This is a genomic window from Vreelandella sp. V005, from assembly GCF_052645115.1.
In genome coordinates this window covers 65265-81895 of the sequence record NZ_JBQXYA010000003.1, presented here as the reverse complement: position 1 = coordinate 81895, position 16631 = coordinate 65265, and the positions used below count along the sequence as shown (strand labels likewise).

Annotated in this window: 14 protein-coding genes; 8 read left to right on the top strand and 6 right to left on the bottom strand. The window is 57.8% G+C overall.

Features of this window, described 5'->3' with window-relative positions:
• The first annotated feature begins 37 nt into the window (after nucleotides 1-37).
• Genes ACUN8H_RS08965 through ACUN8H_RS08955 form a run of 3 tightly spaced genes read left to right on the top strand, consistent with a single transcriptional unit; the run spans nucleotide 38 to nucleotide 4517 of the window.
• The gene (locus ACUN8H_RS08965) at nucleotides 38-1420 is read left to right on the top strand and encodes a YjiH family protein (protein ID WP_445531796.1); all 1383 of its coding nucleotides are present in this window, start codon (nucleotides 38-40) and stop codon (nucleotides 1418-1420) included.
• 10 nt (nucleotides 1421-1430) lie between these two features.
• Nucleotides 1431-3059 carry a 5-guanidino-2-oxopentanoate decarboxylase gene (locus tag ACUN8H_RS08960; protein ID WP_445531795.1) on the top strand — a complete coding sequence of 543 codons (1629 nt, stop codon included), beginning with the start codon at nucleotides 1431-1433 and terminating at the stop codon, nucleotides 3057-3059.
• Between the two features lie 9 nt (nucleotides 3060-3068).
• Nucleotides 3069-4517, top strand: a complete 1449-nt coding sequence (locus ACUN8H_RS08955) for an aldehyde dehydrogenase family protein (RefSeq protein WP_445531794.1) — start codon at nucleotides 3069-3071, stop codon at nucleotides 4515-4517.
• Between the two features lie 21 nt (nucleotides 4518-4538).
• On the opposite strand, the gene ACUN8H_RS08950 is transcribed toward ACUN8H_RS08955, so the two are convergent.
• The 4 genes from ACUN8H_RS08950 to ACUN8H_RS08935 form a co-directional block, all read right to left on the bottom strand.
• Entirely contained in the window at nucleotides 4539-5159 is a 621-nt protein-coding gene (locus ACUN8H_RS08950; RefSeq protein WP_445531793.1) for a c-type cytochrome, read from the bottom strand.
• A gap of 5 nt (nucleotides 5160-5164) precedes the next feature.
• On the bottom strand, nucleotides 5165-6415 hold the full coding sequence (locus tag ACUN8H_RS08945; RefSeq protein ID WP_445531792.1) for a PQQ-dependent sugar dehydrogenase: 1251 nt from the start codon (nucleotides 6413-6415) through the stop codon (nucleotides 5165-5167).
• A 129-nt stretch (nucleotides 6416-6544) separates the two neighbouring features.
• Entirely contained in the window at nucleotides 6545-7504 is a 960-nt protein-coding gene (locus ACUN8H_RS08940; RefSeq protein ID WP_445531791.1) for a hydroxymethylglutaryl-CoA lyase, read from the bottom strand.
• Between the two features lie 10 nt (nucleotides 7505-7514).
• Complete coding sequence (locus ACUN8H_RS08935; RefSeq protein WP_445531790.1) at nucleotides 7515-8720, bottom strand: CaiB/BaiF CoA transferase family protein; 1206 nt, start codon at nucleotides 8718-8720, stop codon at nucleotides 7515-7517.
• A gap of 151 nt (nucleotides 8721-8871) precedes the next feature.
• On the opposite strand from ACUN8H_RS08935, the gene ACUN8H_RS08930 reads away from it, so the two are divergent.
• From ACUN8H_RS08930 to hpaI, 5 genes are all read left to right on the top strand, one after another.
• The gene (locus ACUN8H_RS08930) at nucleotides 8872-9771 is read left to right on the top strand and encodes a LysR family transcriptional regulator (protein WP_445531789.1); all 900 of its coding nucleotides are present in this window, start codon (nucleotides 8872-8874) and stop codon (nucleotides 9769-9771) included.
• Nucleotides 9772-10127: 356 nt separating this feature from the next.
• The gene (locus ACUN8H_RS08925) at nucleotides 10128-11108 is read left to right on the top strand and encodes a TRAP transporter substrate-binding protein (RefSeq protein ID WP_445531788.1); all 981 of its coding nucleotides are present in this window, start codon (nucleotides 10128-10130) and stop codon (nucleotides 11106-11108) included.
• 140 nt (nucleotides 11109-11248) lie between these two features.
• On the top strand, nucleotides 11249-11803 hold the full coding sequence (locus ACUN8H_RS08920; RefSeq protein ID WP_445531787.1) for a TRAP transporter small permease: 555 nt from the start codon (nucleotides 11249-11251) through the stop codon (nucleotides 11801-11803).
• A complete protein-coding gene (locus ACUN8H_RS08915) occupies nucleotides 11800-13095 on the top strand; it encodes a TRAP transporter large permease (RefSeq protein ID WP_445531786.1) in 1296 nt (431 codons plus the stop codon). Before ACUN8H_RS08920 ends, ACUN8H_RS08915 begins: the two co-directional genes overlap by 4 nt.
• A 9-nt stretch (nucleotides 13096-13104) precedes the next feature.
• A complete protein-coding gene (hpaI, locus tag ACUN8H_RS08910; RefSeq protein WP_445531785.1) occupies nucleotides 13105-13875 on the top strand; it encodes a 4-hydroxy-2-oxoheptanedioate aldolase in 771 nt (256 codons plus the stop codon).
• A 27-nt stretch (nucleotides 13876-13902) separates the two neighbouring features.
• Here hpaI and ACUN8H_RS08905 read toward each other — a convergent pair whose 3' ends face one another.
• Nucleotides 13903-15327, bottom strand: coding sequence for an FAD-binding oxidoreductase (locus ACUN8H_RS08905; RefSeq protein WP_445531784.1), 1425 nt, complete (start codon nucleotides 15325-15327; stop codon nucleotides 13903-13905).
• Nucleotides 15327-16628 carry an L-fuconate dehydratase gene (locus ACUN8H_RS08900; protein WP_445531783.1) on the bottom strand — a complete coding sequence of 434 codons (1302 nt, stop codon included), beginning with the start codon at nucleotides 16626-16628 and terminating at the stop codon, nucleotides 15327-15329. Before ACUN8H_RS08900 ends, ACUN8H_RS08905 begins: the two co-directional genes overlap by 1 nt.
• Nucleotides 16629-16631 lie beyond the last annotated feature (3 nt).

The following is a 16631-nucleotide window of genomic DNA, read 5'->3' as shown; positions in this document are numbered from 1 at the left end:
GCCCACCTCCAATAATCACTTCCAATAGGTGAACCCTATGTCGAATAGCACCGTTAAGACCGAAGAGCCGACCTCGTCGGGGCCGATCCCCCAGGCGCATTTACTGAAGTTTATAGTGCCTTCTTTAATTGGGGTTCTGCTGTTCCTCGTCCCTTTTCAATTTGGCGATACCATCAATATTGGTATGGGCCTTATGGCGGAGGGGTTGCAAACGCTATTAGGCTCAGCGCTGCCTGCTATCGCGGTAGTCGTGCTTTGTCTGTCAGTGGTAGTCACTGTTTATGCCAAGCTAGCTAACCCTGGCTGGGCCAAAAAAGGCATGTTGCACGAGATGTTTCATGTTGGGCCGCTGTGGTTGGCAATGCGTGCTTTAGGCGCCCTGTTTGCGGTGATGACCTATTTCCAGTTTGGGCCTGAGTTCGTCACTGCCTCTTTTACTGGTGGCGTCATGCTCAATGACCTTGCGCCGGTGCTCTTAACGTTCTTCTTCTTTGCCGCGCTGTTGCTACCGTTCCTGGTCGAGTTTGGCTTTATGGAGTTTATCGGCAGCATGGTACGCAAACCGTTCCGGATAATTTTTAACCTGCCGGGACGCAGCGCCATTGATGCCACTGCTTCATGGATGGGGTCAGGTACCGTGGGTGTGCTCATTACCACACAACAGTATGAGCAGGGCTATTACAATGGCCGCGAAGCCTCGGTGATTGCTACCAACTTCTCTGTGGTCTCCATTGCCTTTGCGCTGTTAGTGACCAGCTTCGTCGATATTAATCACCTGTTTGTACAGTTTTACACGACGGTCGTAGTGGCAGGATTAATCGCTGCGGTCATTGTGCCGCGTATCCCGCCGCTATCGCGCAAGTCCAATGATTACTATGAACCGGTTGGCTGTCAGTTAAACGAAGAACGCACCGAAAAGGTCGGCCTGTTTCGTTATAGCTTGATTCAAGCCACCAATCGCGCCGCTGGCGCTCCCGGTCCTCGCGAGCTAGCACGTTTGGCGCTGCTCAACGTGATGGATATTTTCCTCGGGTTACTGCCCTTAGTATTTGCCATTGGCACGGTGGCACTCATTCTGGCGGAGTTTACCCCGCTGTTTACCTGGCTCTCTTATCCGATGGTACCGGTGCTGGAACTGCTGCGTATCCCAGAGGCAGAAGCGGCAGCCCCCGCAACGCTGGTAGGCTTTGCCGATATGTTCCTCCCGGCGGTATTAGCGACCAATATTGAAAGCGAGCTCACTCGTTTTGTGATTGCCTGTCTTTCCCTGACCCAGCTGATTTACATGTCAGAAATAGGCGCGCTGCTGCTTAAGTCGAAAATCCCCATCAAACTCTGGGAACTGGTCGCCATCTTTCTGCTGCGTACCGCGATTACGCTGCCAATCATCGCCTTTATGGCCCACACGTTTTTCTTCTAAGGGGCCATGCATGAAAGAGTCCAAGACAATGACCTGCGCCGAATTGCTGATTCACCTGCTGCGCGATACTTACGGCGTGCGGTCGCTGTTTGGCATTCCCGGTGTCCATACGGTAGAGCTTTATCGCGGGTTGGAAGGCAGCGATGTGCAGCATATAACGCCGCGCCATGAGCAGGGCGCGGGGTTTATGGCCGACGGCTATGCCCGCGCCAGCGGCCAACCTGGGGTGTGCCTGATTATCACCGGACCGGGCATGACCAACATTGCCACCGCCATGGGCCAAGCCCTGGCGGACTCCATTCCCATGCTGGTGATCTCCAGCGTGAACCGCCGCGATACTTTGGGCTTAGGCCAAGGGCGGCTGCACGAATTGCCCAGCCAGCAGCAGATGATTAGCGGCGTGGCGCGGTTTAGCCACACGCTGCTGGATGCCAGCACGCTACCTGAGGTGCTGGCCCGCGCCTTTGCCGTTTTCAATGGGGCGCGCCCAGGCCCGGTGCATATCGAAATCCCCATCGATCTGTTCAATGCGCCGGTCAGCGTGCCAGCTAACTGGCAAGCGCCGACACTTTACCGAGCTGCCCCCGACCCGGAAGGGCTTGCCGAGGCGGCTCGTTTGCTAAAAGCAGCGAAGCAGCCCCTGGTGCTATTGGGCGGTGGTTGCGTTTCAGCGCCTGAAGCAGCACGAGCATTAGTAGAAAAGCTTGATGCCCCTACGGTAACGACTATCAACGCCAAAGGGCTGCTAGGCCGCGATCACTCGTTGGATTTGGGCGCCAATGCCGCGCTGCCCGCGGTTCGTGAGCTTGCCGCCAAGGCGGACGTCATCCTAGCGATAGGGACCGAACTGGGTGAAACCGACTACGACGTTGTCTTTGACGATGGTTTCCACCTCAACGGCACGCTGATTCGGATTGATCTTGATCCCGAACAACTGGTGCGTAACCAGCGCACCACGCTGGGTCTGGTGGGCGATGCAGGGCGTAGTTTGGAGCTTTTGCTTGGCTACTTCCCCGAGCAGCTCAATCGTCAAGGCATTGAGCGAACCGCTGCAGCGTTGGGCGCGCTTGATCTGGCAAACGATTCTGCATTTAGCGATTTCGTGCCCCTCTATACAACGCTTGCCAACTGCCTTCCCGAAGCCATTTTGGTAGGCGATTCCACCGCGCCGGTGTATGCCGGTAACCACTTGGTCAGCCAGCCTGCACCACGTCGCTATTTCAATGCCTCTACCGGTTACGGCACCTTGGGTTATGGGTTACCCGCGGCATTGGGAGCACAGCTGGCGCAGCCTGACCTGCCGGTGGTGGCGCTGGTGGGAGATGGTGGTGTGATGTTCACGCTGTCGGAAATCGCCACGGCCGTGGAAGCCCGCCTACCAGTCGTCATCGTTTTGTGGCACAACGCCGGTTACGAAGAGATCCGTCGCTATATGGACGCAAACGGCGTAGCGCGCTTAGGGGTGGATATTCAGGCGCCCAACTTCCTCACCCTGGCCGAAGGCTTTGGTTGCCCCGGCATGCTGGTAGAGAGCCCCGCCGAACTTGCCAAAGCGCTCGACAATCGCGAGCCCAACGGGCCGCTGCTGATCGAAATTGACGCCGCTGCCTGGCAGCGTGCGTGCGCATTTTCTGAATAGGATCCCATCATGCAGTTACTCAACCAGCAATTTATCAACAACCATTGGGTGCCCTCAAAAGGCACGCGCCTACTCGACGTGATGAACCCTTACCGCGAAGAGCGTATTGCCCAAGTAACCGCTGGGGACGCAGCCGACGTCGATGCGGCGGTACAAGCCGCCCAGCAGGCGCAGCCTGGTTGGCAGGCGTTGGGTGGTGCCGCACGTGCAAAGTATTTGGAAGGGTTCGCCGATGCACTGGAAGCCCGCCTTGATTCGATTACCACGCTGTCAGCGACCAACAATGGTAAGCCGTTGGCGGAGGCGGGGATCGACCTGGAAGATGCCATTGCCTGCTACCGCTACTACGCCAAGCAGGCTAAAGCGCTGGATGCCCGCCAGGGTGAGTTAGTCAGTGTTGAAATGGAGGGTGTTGAAGCGCGCACCTATCACGACCCAGTGGGCGTGGTGGGACTGATTGCGCCGTGGAATTTTCCACTTGTCACCAGCGCCTGGAAGCTAGCGCCTGCTTTGGCCGCTGGCTGTACCGCGGTGCTTAAACCATCGGAAGTGACACCGCTCCCTGAGTTAGTGCTGGCAGAAATCGCTCTAGAGATTGGCCTGCCCACGGGTGTGCTCAACTTGCTCAACGGCGACGGTGAGGGCATTGGCGCACCGCTGACCAACCATCCGGATGTGGATAAAATTTCCTTTACCGGCAGCAACCGCGTGGGCGAAGCGGTCATGCAGGCAGCCAGCGCCCGCACCGCGAGTGTATCGCTGGAGCTAGGCGGAAAATCCCCCATTCTAGTGATGGAAGACGCCGACCCAGCCCAAGCCGCTGACTGGGTAATGGCGGGCATTTACTTCAATGCCGGACAAATCTGCTCAGCAACGTCGCGCCTATTGGTACACGAAGACATTGCGGAAGCGCTCTATACCGCGCTTGGAGAGCGAATGGATGCGCTAACGCTAGGCGACCCGCTTGCCGAAGGCACCGACTTAGGCCCGCTGACCAGCGCCAAACAGCGCGACGCGGTACAGCGCTATTTGGATCTGGCCGAACAGGAAGGACTGACAGTCGTACGCGATGCTAAACACCGCACGCTGCCGGCCCAGGGCTACTTCCTGGCGCCCACGCTTTACCGGGACGTGCCGCTCGAGAGCCGCCTGTGGAAAGAGGAGATTTTCGGCCCGGTGCTCTGCGCCCACAGCGTGACAAGCGAAGCCGAGGCCATTCAGCTCGCCAACGACAGCAGCTTTGGCCTGGCAGCAACGGTCATCAGCGGTGACCCTGAGCGGGCAAAACGCATCGGCCGCCAGCTCAAGGCTGGCAGCATCTGGTACAACAGCGAGCAGTTGGTGCTACCCGAAACCGCCTGGGGCGGCTTCAAGCGCAGCGGCATTGGTCGTGAATTGGGCCCTTGGGGGCTAAGTGCTTATCTGGAAGTGAAGCATGTGATTGGGCCTGCTGCCTGATAGTGCAGCTCGAAAACTCCATCACTCTTCAAAGTGGGCTAGGTAATGGGCCATCGCTTCTATCTCTTCATCTGAAAAGCCGCGCATGATGTCAATCATGGTGGTATCGGGGCCGCCGCGCGTGCGGTCTCGATAGGCCTGCATCGCCCCAGCTAAATAGTCCTCACGCTGCCCGGCGAGTCTGGGCATCTGTTCGCGGCCGCTATAGTCGGAACTATGGCAACTGGCGCACCCTCTACTCGCGACGATATCCTGGCCCTTTGTCGCTAGGTCGGCGTCACGCTCTTCGGTGGGCTCAGCAACCGGCTGGTCGGCATAATGATCAGCCAGGGCCTGGATCTCCTCGTCAGCGAGACCTCTCGCCTGAGGTGTCATTATCTCGGATTGACGCAGCCGCTCGCGAAAATAGATCAACTGATTGGTGATCGAGAGCGCTGGTTGCCCCGCGAGCGAAGGCGTGCCTGCCTGAGACGAATTTCCGTCGCTTCCGTGGCATGACCCGCAGTACTGAACTTGCTCGTCCAATGGCAGGCCCGCTGCTGGCGAGGTCTCGTCTGCAGCGGCTGCAAAAGGCAGTGCAAATGCGCTAAACGTCATTGCCTGCAGTGCGCGCCACAGGGGCGCGCGCTGGGATAATGGCATAATGATTACTCCGCGCTGTAGTCAGGGGTCTCATAGCTGATGCGATAGATTGCACCGTTCTGCTCATCGGCCACCAGCAGTGCGCCATCGGGCATCTGTAGGACATCTACCGGACGACCCGAAAAATCGTTTTCACGTGGATCGTGAAATCCCACCATGAAGGGCGACAGGCCAGCGCGCTCGCCATCCTCGGAGATTTTGGCTACCTGAACGTCATACCCTGCGCTGAGCGAACGGTTCCAAGAACCCCGGCGAGCAATAAAAATGGCGTTTTGGTACTCCTCTGGGAACATCTCGCCGTCGTAGAAGCGCATACCAAGTGGCGCGCTGTGGGGATCCATCGTCGCTACCGGCATGGTAACCCCCTCACAGGCTCCTTCTGCCCCCAGCGCTGGGTCGACAACGCCAACGCCATGACAAACCGGGAAGCCATAGAACGCACCGGGCTCGCTTACTCGGTTAAGCTCGTCATTGGGACCATGCTCACTGATCCAATCCTGGTTATTGTCGGTGAACCACAGTTCACCTGTTTCGGGATGAAAGTCGAAGCCAACGCTATTGCGAACGCCGCGTGCAACAACCTGCATGTCTGACCCGTCCGGCTCGAAACTGTTGATGGTGGCATGGGTGTCTTCATCGACTTCGCAGCCATTGCAGGGCGCGCCCACCGGTATGTACAGCCGGTCGTCGGGGCCGAAAGCGAGAAACTTCCACCCATGATGCTCGTCATCAGGCAAGCCAAAGGCGTCTGTTAGCTCTTCAGGTTCGGCAATATCGCCATCGGCTACCTGCGATTCGATATTGTCATAACGCAAAATCCGGTTGATCGCGGCAACGTACAGGCTGCCATCTTTAAAGGCGAGGCCGTTGGGTTGAGTTAGCCCTTCAGCGATGATCTGATGTTCGCGTTCCTCGCCATTATCCTGCACGGCATAGACGCGGCCAATGCTTCTTGTGCCTACGAACAAGGTGCCATCGTCGCCCAACGCCATCATCCTTGCTCCGGGCATGCCATGAGCCCAAACTTCAGCACTAAAGCCGTCTGGTAAACGAATGTCATCAACAGGAATATTTTCTTCTGTAGTCGTGGTCATCGGGGTGGCGTGAGGCGCCAAAGGTGATTCGGCCATCTCGGCCGAGCGCCCCTGCGCCCAGGCAGGGGCTTGTTGTTCTTCCGCGGCGCTCATGGTGCTTGTCAACATAAGGCTGGCGGCGGAAATGGCGAGGGTCAGACGCGTTAATACAGGGAGTGTCATGACAGGCTGTCCTTATTGTAATTATGTTGTACGGCTCATAGGCCAATCTTTATGTTAGTAGCATCTGTAAAAAATGCATAAATCTGCTTCGGCAGTTTACCGTCGTTACTTAACTCTCCGTTTTGAGTATCAGGTATGGGCTGCTGGCATCGCATAACGGCGGGTCGACTTCCCAGCTTTGACCACCTGCCCCGGCACATCATGGCCGATGAGGTCGGGGAGGGTGGCGGCGACTTCCAGCAGGGCATCCAGATCGACGCCAGTATCGACACCCATGGATTCGAACATATGCACTAGGTCTTCAGTACACACATTGCCCGTTGCCCCTGGGGCGAAGGGGCAGCCGCCCAGCCCGCCTAACGAGGCATCGAACCGGTTAATGCCTGCCTGCCAAGCGGCCAATGCATTGGCTAATCCCATCCCGCGAGTGTTGTGAAAGTGCAGCGTGAACGGCGTTTGCGGCCAGCGCTCAAGCACGGCTTCGCAGAGGCTCTTCACCTGTGCCGGGTTGGCCATGCCGGTGGTATCGCAGAGTGTGACGCCCTGAATGCCAAGGCCAATCAGCTTTTCAACAAGCGCTAATACCCGCGCCTCGGGCACCTCGCCTTCGAAGGGGCAGCCAAAGGCCGTGGAAAGCGATGCGTTGATAAACACACCGCTATTTTTACCGTTATCGAAATGCTTGCTGACCTCCAAAATCGCCGCGAACTGCTCAAGGGATTGTTCCGGTGTCATGCGCAGGTTGGCCAGTCCGTGGCTATTGCTGGCGGACATCACCAGATTGATCTCATCCACTTGGCAGGCTAGCGCCCGCTCGGTGCCTTTTGCGTTAGGCACAAGCACGGTGATATCAACGCCATCCCGGCGCTGAATGCCGGTGACTACGTCGGCGGCATCACGCAGGTTGGGAATCGCTTTGGGTGAGGTGAACGATGTTGCTTCGATGCGGCGCAGGCCAGTGGTAGAGAGCGCATCGATCCAGCGAATTTTCTCTTCGGTGGGTACAAAGCGTGCCTCGATTTGCAGGCCATCCCGGGGGGCGACTTCGTTGATTTCGATCTTTGCAGGGCAGGGCATTGGCTGGCTCATGATGTGTTCCTTAAATAATGCCCGCTTGGCGCAGCTTGGTGCGGGTTTCGTGATCAATCCCCAACTCATCCAATACGTCGTCGGTATGCTGGCCAAGGGTGGGGCCACCATCGCCGATTTGACCTGGGGTAGCGCTCAGCTTGGGCAGTACCCCAGGTACTTTGAGCGGTTTGCCGTTGGGACGAGTGAACGTTTGAATCATCTCGCGCGCCAGGTAGTGGGGATCAAAGGCGATGTCTTCTGCGGTATAGGGATAGCCCGCGGGCACCCGGGCGTCATCCAAGGCTTGCAGAATGACATCGCGTGGGCGCTCTTCGGTCCAGCTTTGAATCGCTGCATCAATCATCTCAGCTTGCTGGCTACGCCCATCGTTGTGGGCCAGGGCCGGGTCGTTGGCTAAGTCGTCACGGCCTATCACGCCCATCAGGCGTTTGAAGATACTGTCGCCGTTACCGGCAATCAGCACGTAATCGCCGCCCAGGCAGCGGTAGGCGTTGGAAGGGGTAATGCCAGGCAGGGCGCTGCCGCTGGGTTCGCGCACCTGGCCGCTGGCATCGAACTCAGGCAGCAGGCTCTCCATCATCGAAAACACCGACTCATACAGCGCAACATCGATCTCTTGGCCCAGGCCGCTGCGGTTACGCTCTTGAAGCGCCAGCAGCGTACCGATGACGGCGTAGAGCGCGGAAAGTGAATCGCCAATACTTACCCCTACACGTACCGAAGGCTCGCCCGGCTGGCCGGTGAGGTAACGCAGCCCACCCATGGCTTCGCCAATCACGCCAAAACCGGGTTTATCACGGTAAGGCCCGGTTTGGCCGTAGCCGGAGATATGCACCATGATCAGTCGTGGATTGAGTGTAGAGAGCGCTTCCCAGCCCAGCCCCCAATTTTGCAGCGTGCCGGGGCGGAAGTTTTCCACTACCACATCTGCCTCGGTGGCGAGCTTTCGCACTAAGGCCTGGCCCTCCTCGCTTCTTAAATCCAGCGCCACCGAGCGCTTGTTGCGGGTCTGCACATGCCACCAGAGCGAGGTGCCATCCTCTATCATTCGCCATTTGCGAAGTGGGTCGCCGGTGCCGGGTGGTTCGATCTTGATGACGTCGGCGCCGAATTCCCCCAGCAGTTTGGTGGCGAAAGGCCCAGCAATCAGTTGGCCAAGCTCAAGCACTTTTAAGCCCCTTAGCGGAAGCTGGCGGGCTTCGGTAGCGTTCATCTAGGCTTTCCTCTCTTTGTCGTTATCGTCATTGATGTTCAGCATGCGTGAGCCAATACAGGCCGACAATTAGGCAATCGGTAACAAAGGGTTCGTGGTTAGCGAAGGGGTGCGTTAGCATAATGCGCTTGTCTTACGGGAGTCATGTGTCATGCGCCGCTTCGATTTCGTCACTCTTAAGCTGTTTATCTCCGTGGCGGATGAAGGCCGCCTGACCGCCGCCGCTGAGCGTGAGCATTTGGCGCTCGCCGCGGTGAGCAAGCGGATCAGTGATCTGGAGGCGCTGGTAGGTACCACGCTGCTGTATCGTCGCCCGCGCGGTGTTGAGCTGACGCCCGCCGGGCAGGCTTTTTTGCACCATGCTAGGCGTATTCTGGATAACATCGAGCGCCTTCATGCCGAACTCAGCGAGTACGGCGAAGGGGTGCGCGGCCACGTGCGTATCCACTCCAATACCTCGGCAATCATTGCCTTTCTTCCTCAGGACCTCAGTGCTTTCTCGCGACTTTATCCTGAAATCAAGATCGACCTGCAGGAGCGGGTCAGTAGTGAAATCATTGCCGCCGTGCGCGATGGGTTGACCGATATCGGCATTTTCGCTGGGCATGTGCCCGCCCCAGACCTTCAGCAGCTCTCTTATCGACATGACCGTCTCGTGTTGATGACACCCATTGATCACCCCTTGGCTAAGCGAGAAAGCATCGCTTTTAACGAAGCGCTGGCCTTCGATTTTATTGGCTTGCAGCAGGATGCCTCGCTGCAATCGCTGTTGAATGAACAAGCCAACCTAGCAGGCAAAGCGCTGCGTATGCGCATTCAGGTACGTAGCTTTGACGCTATTTGCCGGATGATTCACCACGGCATGGGCGTTGGCGTACTCCCCGAGCAGACCATCTACCGCGATTTGGGTGATCTTCAACTTAAAAGTATTCCGCTTAGCGACCCTTGGGCCCAGCGTGAACTGGTGATTGGCATGCGCCGCTACGCCTCGCTGCACGTGACGGCACGGCATCTTGTCGACCACCTCACCCAGAATACAGACGAGCGCTAGCGGCAAATGCCTGCGCATGGCTTCGCGCTTTGTGAAAGCTGGCCAATATCTAGGGTGGCACCATACCCTGAATGGCGGCGCTGAAACGTGCCGCTGAAACGCGCCAACACTGCCTCTAAAGAGAGCTTTGAAGGTGGCCGGCCATTCACCTTTGGTCGTATGGTCACAAGTGCATCGGTTAAAAAGCGCGTCATGTCGGCGTTTCTAGCCATCGTATTCGACGAAGTCATCCTTCTTGAACGTCGATTTGAGCCCTTCGGCTGCTTGTTTCAAGATCAGACAAGCGACATCAGCTCTTGCCGACAGGAGCTACCCAGGCACCACACCCAACAACGACAACCGTAGAGAGTGATCCCATGCGGAAACAATTGCTTGCCACGCTGGCTACCCTAGGAATGCTAACGACGGCGCCGTTCGTCCTGGCTGACCCCATCGAAATTCAAGTCAACAACACCATGAGCGAAGGCGGCTCGGAAAGTGCCGCGGTGGAACGCTTTGCGGAATATTTAGAAGAGCAGGCGCCAGGCCGCTTTGAGGTGCGTCCCTTTTTAGCGGGTTCTCTGGGCGGTGAGAATGCCGTGTTGGAGCTGCTTAACCTGGGCCAAACCCAGCTCTCTCTGACCGGTGGTAACTGGCGTCAACAATATGCGCCTGAGTACGATGCCATTACGGTTCCTTTTGTGTTCACTACCTGGGATGAAGTCGACGCTTATATGGAGAGCCCTTCCGGCCAAGCATTGGTCGAGAAAGCAGAAAGCCAGGGCGGTCTGAAATATTTTGGGCTGCAGCACCGCGGGCCCCGCCACATGACCGCAAATAAAGAGATCCACACCCCGGCGGATTTGGAAGGCTTCCGCCTGCGCCTGCCCTCACTGCCGGTATGGCTGGAAGTGTGGGAAGAAATTGGTGCTCAGGTAGTCAACGTGCCCGCACCTGAGATTTATCTTGCCATGCAGACCGGTCAGGTCGATGGCCACGAGAACTCGCTCTCCTCCCCCTATACCCGGCGCCTATGGGAAGTGCAGGACTACCTGATCATGACCAGCCACGTGCAGTTTCCGTGGAGCTGGGTGGCCAGTTCTCGTTGGTGGGATGGCTTAGAAGAGGAAGATCAAGCGCTGATCGAAGAGGCCATTGAGGTGGCCCGCCAGTACGGGTCAGAGCAAGAACGCGAACTCGATGATTTCTATCTGCAAGCGCTGCAGGATGAAGGCATGACCGTCATCGAGCCGGATGTTGCTCCTTTCCGCGAGGCAGCGTTACCGGCTATCGATCGTGTGATGGCCGACATGGCCGAGGGCGTTCGTGAAGATGCGCTGGGTAACGACAGCGAATAACGCGGCACCGGACAACCACCGCGACGGCCCATTGGGCCGTCGTTGTTTTTCCTGTCCCTTAAGCTTTCATGATCACTAAGTTTCAAGATCAATAAGTTTTCATCCACGAGCAAGAAGACGTCAGGGTAAGGAGTTCTCCTGTGGAAGACGCGGTAGTGCCCAACAAGGGGCCGGATCGAATTGCTTTTTATACGCTGCGCGGCGTTACACGCCTGTGCGATGGCGTGGGCGTGGCGCTGATGGCCGCCATTCTGCTGCTGATCGTGGCGGCCGTGATTGCCCGTGACCTGCTGGGGGTGGGGATGCCCTGGACCGAAGAAGTGGCGTCCATGCTGGCGATTTACGCGATTGGCTTTGGGTCACTATCCGCCTGGGTACGCAGCGAGCATCTGGTGGTCGACTTGTTCAGCCATAAGCTTTCCGGGCTGGGTAAAAATATCCAGTACCGGCTCACCGCGCTGATCTCCTGCGGCTTTTTTGCATTGGCCGCCTGGGGGGCTTGGATCATGTCGGACATGAGCGCCAACAATAAAACCGTCTCGTTAAGTATCAGTTTCAGCTATCTCTATTACGGCATCTTTTTCAGCTTTTTGGGCATGGCACTCATTGCTTTTTGGCAAACGTTGCGCGGCCCGGTGGTGTGGTTGGAAACGTCCCATGATGAGGAGCGTAATGAGGAGATAGCCAAGCCATGACCGAACTACTGATTTTCGTCGGTGGCCTGTTAGTTCTAATGGCCATTGGCTTGCCCGTGGTGGTCGCCATTGGCGTGACCTCCTTTATCGCCTTGGTGGCGACCGGTACCGGCGGGCTACCCGTCGAGTTGCTGCCGCTGCGCATGGTGCAAACCCTCAATAACTTTACTCTGCTGGCAATTCCGCTGTTCATTCTGGCCGCCAATATCATGAATATTGGCTCCACCACCACGCGGATTTTTGATTTTGCTACCGCGCTGGTGGGTTTCACCAAAGGTGGCCTTGGCCACGCCAACGTGGTGGCCAGCTCCATTTTCGCTACGATGTCGGGCACCGCGGTAGCCGACGCTGCCGGGCTGGGGAGTATCGAAATCAAGGCGATGAAAGAGCGTGGCTATGAGTTGGGTTACTCAACCGGCATCACGGCCGCCTCTAGCGTGATTGGGCCAATTCTGCCGCCCAGTATCGCGCTCGTGGTTTATGGCTGGCTGGCCAATGTTAGTATTGGCGGGCTGTTCATGGCGGGGCTGCTGCCGGGTATCTTGATGGCGCTGCTGCTAATGGGTATGACCGTGCTGCTGTCTGCCAGTGGTAGGGTGGTGATGCCTAAACCCACACCCTTTGACGCACGTGAAGTCGTCCGCACCGGCAAGCGCGCCATTCTGCCACTGATGATGCCAGCGATTATCGTTGGCGGTATTTGGGGTGGTTTTTTCACTCCGACGGAAGCCGGCGCCATTGCATCGCTTTACGCGGTGATCCTGGGCGGGCTGGTGTATCGTGATTTGAATTGGCGGGACCTTTTCAGCGCTTTTCGCCGCACCCTGATGTTCAGTGCGGTCATCCTACTGATTATCGCAGTCTCCAGTTTCTATGGCTGGATACTGGTGCGCATGGGCATTCCTCAGGCGTTAGCGGGCCAGGTCGCCAGCATCGATATGCCGATGTTTGCACTCCTGCTCTGTTTTGCGCTGTTCTTTTTGCTGATCGGTTGCTTTATGTCGGTGATCGAAAGCATCCTGATTTTTACACCGATTGTGGTGCCAGCGGCACTCAGCGCCGGTCTGGATCCCGTACACTTCGGTATCGTGATGGTCATCACGCTATCGGTGGGGGTCATTACGCCACCGTTCGGAACCGTGCTGTTCTTGATGGTGGGTATTACTCGGCTACGCTACGGCCAGGTAGTCACTGCCATCTTGCCGTTCCTGCTGCCGATCATTGCCACCATTTTGCTGTTGATCGCCCTACCGGGGCTGGCTACATGGCTGCCGGATATCATGGGCTATTGAGGAACCTGCATGAAAATGCCGCGCAACGCGTTTAAGCAACAGCTACAGGCGGGCCAGCCCCAAACGGGTATTTGGCTCGGTTTGACCAGTGCTTATACTGCTGAGATTGCCGCCACGGCGGGCTTCGACTGGCTGTTGATTGACGTGGAACATACCCCTAATGATCTCGCCAGCCTGCTGGCTCAGCTGCAGGCGCTGGCCCCGTATCCAAGCCACCCGGTGGTGCGTCCGCCCACTGGCGATGCGGTGCTGATCAAGCGTTACCTGGATATTGGCGTGCAAAACCTGCTTATCCCCATGGTCGAGACCGCCGAGCAAGCGGCTGAGTTAGTAGCGGCTACCCGGTATCCACCCCACGGTATTCGCGGCGTTGGTCATGTGCTGGCACGCGCCTCGCGTTGGGGGCAGGCAGAAGACTATCTCTCACGCGCCGATGACGAAATTTGCCTAATACTGCAGGTGGAGAGCCCCCAGGCGCTTGCTAATCTGGAGGCCATCGCTGCAGTAGAAGGTGTCGATGGGGTGTTTATTGGACCGGCGGATTTGTCGGCGTCTATGGGGCATCTCGGCAATGCTGGGCATCCCGAGGTAACCGTGGCGATCAGCGATGCTATTACCAAAATACTTGCTGCGGGTAAGGCAGCGGGTATCGTCACGGTGGACGAGCAGGCAGCCCGCGGCTATCTCTCCGCGGGCTGTACCTTCGTGGGTGTCGGCATTGATACGCTGCTTTACGCCAATGCGTTGCGCAGTCTAGCGGAGCGTTTCAGGCAGGAATGAACCAAATAGTGTGAACCACGCTGGGGATTACTCCCCAGCAGGCAAAATCCTCCCAGGATTCATCAGCCCCTTGGGGTCGAACAGCGCTTTAACGCCGCTGACCATCTCACGCTCAATCGGCGATAGCCGCGCCAGATAAGGCGCTTGCTTGGTGCGGCCAATGCCGTGCTCTGCGCTGATGCTGCCGTGAACATCGTCGAGCACCTCAAAAAGCCGCTCCTCCAAAACATGCAGATGGGCTTTCTTATCGCTATCCGCCATGGCCGTGGGCGGTAGAATATTGAAGTGCAGATTGCCGTCGCCCACATGGCCGTAGGCAATAATTTCGCACTCGGGTGACGCCGCCATCACCACCTCGCTTGCCCGGCTAACGAAGTCGGGAATCGCTGAGATGGGTACCGCGATATCGGTGCGCAGGTGCTCGCCGCGCCGCCGTTGGCCTTCCAGCATGCTTTCGCGGAACTGCCAAAGCTGGGCCGATTGCGTATCACTGCCAGCCAGCGCGCCATCCAGCACCAGCTCGCGCTCCATGCCGGTTTCCAGCAGCGCTTCCAGCAAGGCGGTCAGGTCCACGGGCCCTGTGGCGGCGACTTCCATCAGCACGTACCAGGGGTAGGCACTATCCAGCGGGTCGCGCAGTTGGGGGGTCGCTTCGATCGCCAGCTCGATACAGCGGCGGGGAATCAGCTCAAACGCCGTCAGCAGATCGCAGCACTCCCGACGCGCCAAACCGTAAAGGTCAATCACCGCCTGAACAGAAGGAAGGCCCAGCAGCGCCGTACGGTTCTGGGTGGGTCGCGGTGATAGTTTTAACACCGCCCCAGTAACGATCCCCAAGGTACCTTCGCTGCCCAGAAACAGCTGCTGAAGGTCGTAGCCGCGATTGTCCTTGTGCAGCGCATTCAGGCTCTCCCAGATACGTCCGTCGGGTAGCACTACTTCAAGGCCCAGCACCAGTTCGCGCATCATGCCGTAGCGCAGCACGTTAAGCCCGCCTGCGTTAGTCGCGATATTGCCGCCAATCTGGCAACTGCCTTGCGCGCCTAGTGAGAGGGGGAAGTCGCAGTCATGATCAAAGGCGGCCAGCTTGACGTTCTCAAGAATGCAGCCTGCGTCTACCGTGATGGTGAAGTTGATCGGGTCAATGGCACGCACGTTGTTTAGGCGTTCCAAGCTGATCACTAGCTCCTGGCCATGGGCGGCGGGCAAGGCGCCTGCCACCAGGCCGCTATGACCGCCTTGTGGCGTCATCGCGACACCTTGTGCATAGCAGCGCTTTGCTACCTCGGCGACTTCAGCGGTATTGGCCGGGCGAGCCACGGCCAGCGGCATGCCCAACGTATCGCCCGCCCAATCACTCATATAGCGCGCCATGGCGTCAGGTTCGCGCAGTAAACCCCGCTCGCCGAGCAGGCTGGTTAACTCATTTAAAAAGGGTGTGGTGTCGGTCATTAACGCTCTTCCTGCCAGGCTGCACCCTCGGGGAAGCGGTGCTGTGCTTGGGATTCTGCGTGCATGGCAATGCTGTAACCCGGCGCTTCGGGCACCTGATAGCGGCCACGGTTGATGACCACTGGGTCGATAAAGTGCTCGTGAAGGTGATCCACGTACTCAAGCACGCGGCCTTCAAGGCTGCCGGATACCGCGATGTAGTCGAACAGTGAGATATGTTGGGTGTATTCGCATAGCCCAACGCCGCCGCCATGGGGGCAAATCGGTACGCCGAATTTAGCGGCCATCAGTACCACTAGAATAACCTCGTTTAGTCCGCCCAATCGCGCCGCATCAAGCTGGCAGTAGTCGATGGCATCGGCCTGGAAGAACTGCTTGAACATCACTTTGTTGTGGCAGTGTTCGCCGGTAGCGACGCCAATGGGTGCCACGCGGTGGCGGATCTCGGCGTGGCCGAGAATATCGTCAGGGCTGGTGGGTTCTTCGATCCATAGTGGATCAAACTCGGCTAGTCGGCGCATTTTGGTGATCGTCTCGTCGACTTCCCACACTTGGTTGGCGTCCATCATCAGCACGTTATCCCAGCCGATTTCTTCGCGCAGCAGCGCTGCACGGCGGGCGTCCTCTTCGATGTCGCCGCCAATCTTCTGTTTGAAGTGCGTCCAGCCCTCGGCCAGCGCTTCACGCGCCAGACCACGCACTTTCTCGTCGCTGTAACCCAGCCAGCCTGCGGAGGTCGTGTAGCCGGGGTAGCCGTCACTGCGCATTTCGGCTTCCCGTGCTGCTTTGCCAGGGGCTTGACGGCGTAGCAGGCAGATCGCTTCTTCTGGCGTTAATGCATCCGTCACAAAACGGAAGTCGAGACAGCGAACCAACTGCTCCGGTGTCATATCCACCAGCAGTTTCCACACCGGTTTGCCTTCTTTTTTCGCCCACATATCCCACACGGCGTTGACGATGGCGGCGGTCGCCAAGTGAATCGCGCCTTTATCGGGGCCGATCCAGCGTAGCTGGCTGTCGCCGGTGATTTCCCGCCAGAAGGTGCCCATGTTGTCGGTAATTGAGGAAAGTGTTTTCCCTTCAATGAGCGGCGCCAGCGACTGCAGTGCCGTGACGACAATCTCGTTACCGCGACCAATCGTGAAGGTCAGGCCATGCCCTTCGGGGCTGCCGTCATCGGTGTGCAGGATGACGTAGGCGGCGGAGTAGTCCGGCGCGGCATTCATGGCGTCCGAGCCATCTAGCGAGCGCGAGGTGGGGAAGCGAATGTCTTGAATCTCGATGCGAGTAATCGTTGTCATTGT

What these genes read in the sequence shown, in the direction of transcription:
- ACUN8H_RS08960 (WP_445531795.1), top strand. Translation starts at nt 1,431, where the DNA reads ATGAAAGAGTCCAAGACAATGACCTGCGCCGAATTGCTGATTCACCTG.
- ACUN8H_RS08905 (WP_445531784.1), bottom strand. Translation starts at nt 15,327, where the DNA reads ATGACCGACACCACACCCTTTTTAAATGAGTTAACCAGCCTGCTCGGC.
- ACUN8H_RS08965 (WP_445531796.1), top strand. Translation starts at nt 38, where the DNA reads ATGTCGAATAGCACCGTTAAGACCGAAGAGCCGACCTCGTCGGGGCCG.
- hpaI (WP_445531785.1), top strand. Translation starts at nt 13,105, where the DNA reads ATGAAAATGCCGCGCAACGCGTTTAAGCAACAGCTACAGGCGGGCCAG.
- ACUN8H_RS08915 (WP_445531786.1), top strand. Translation starts at nt 11,800, where the DNA reads ATGACCGAACTACTGATTTTCGTCGGTGGCCTGTTAGTTCTAATGGCC.
- ACUN8H_RS08955 (WP_445531794.1), top strand. Translation starts at nt 3,069, where the DNA reads ATGCAGTTACTCAACCAGCAATTTATCAACAACCATTGGGTGCCCTCA.
- ACUN8H_RS08945 (WP_445531792.1), bottom strand. Translation starts at nt 6,415, where the DNA reads ATGACACTCCCTGTATTAACGCGTCTGACCCTCGCCATTTCCGCCGCC.
- ACUN8H_RS08925 (WP_445531788.1), top strand. Translation starts at nt 10,128, where the DNA reads ATGCGGAAACAATTGCTTGCCACGCTGGCTACCCTAGGAATGCTAACG.
- ACUN8H_RS08950 (WP_445531793.1), bottom strand. Translation starts at nt 5,159, where the DNA reads ATGCCATTATCCCAGCGCGCGCCCCTGTGGCGCGCACTGCAGGCAATG.
- ACUN8H_RS08935 (WP_445531790.1), bottom strand. Translation starts at nt 8,720, where the DNA reads ATGAACGCTACCGAAGCCCGCCAGCTTCCGCTAAGGGGCTTAAAAGTG.
- ACUN8H_RS08930 (WP_445531789.1), top strand. Translation starts at nt 8,872, where the DNA reads ATGCGCCGCTTCGATTTCGTCACTCTTAAGCTGTTTATCTCCGTGGCG.
- ACUN8H_RS08940 (WP_445531791.1), bottom strand. Translation starts at nt 7,504, where the DNA reads ATGAGCCAGCCAATGCCCTGCCCTGCAAAGATCGAAATCAACGAAGTC.
- ACUN8H_RS08900 (WP_445531783.1), bottom strand. Translation starts at nt 16,628, where the DNA reads ATGACAACGATTACTCGCATCGAGATTCAAGACATTCGCTTCCCCACC.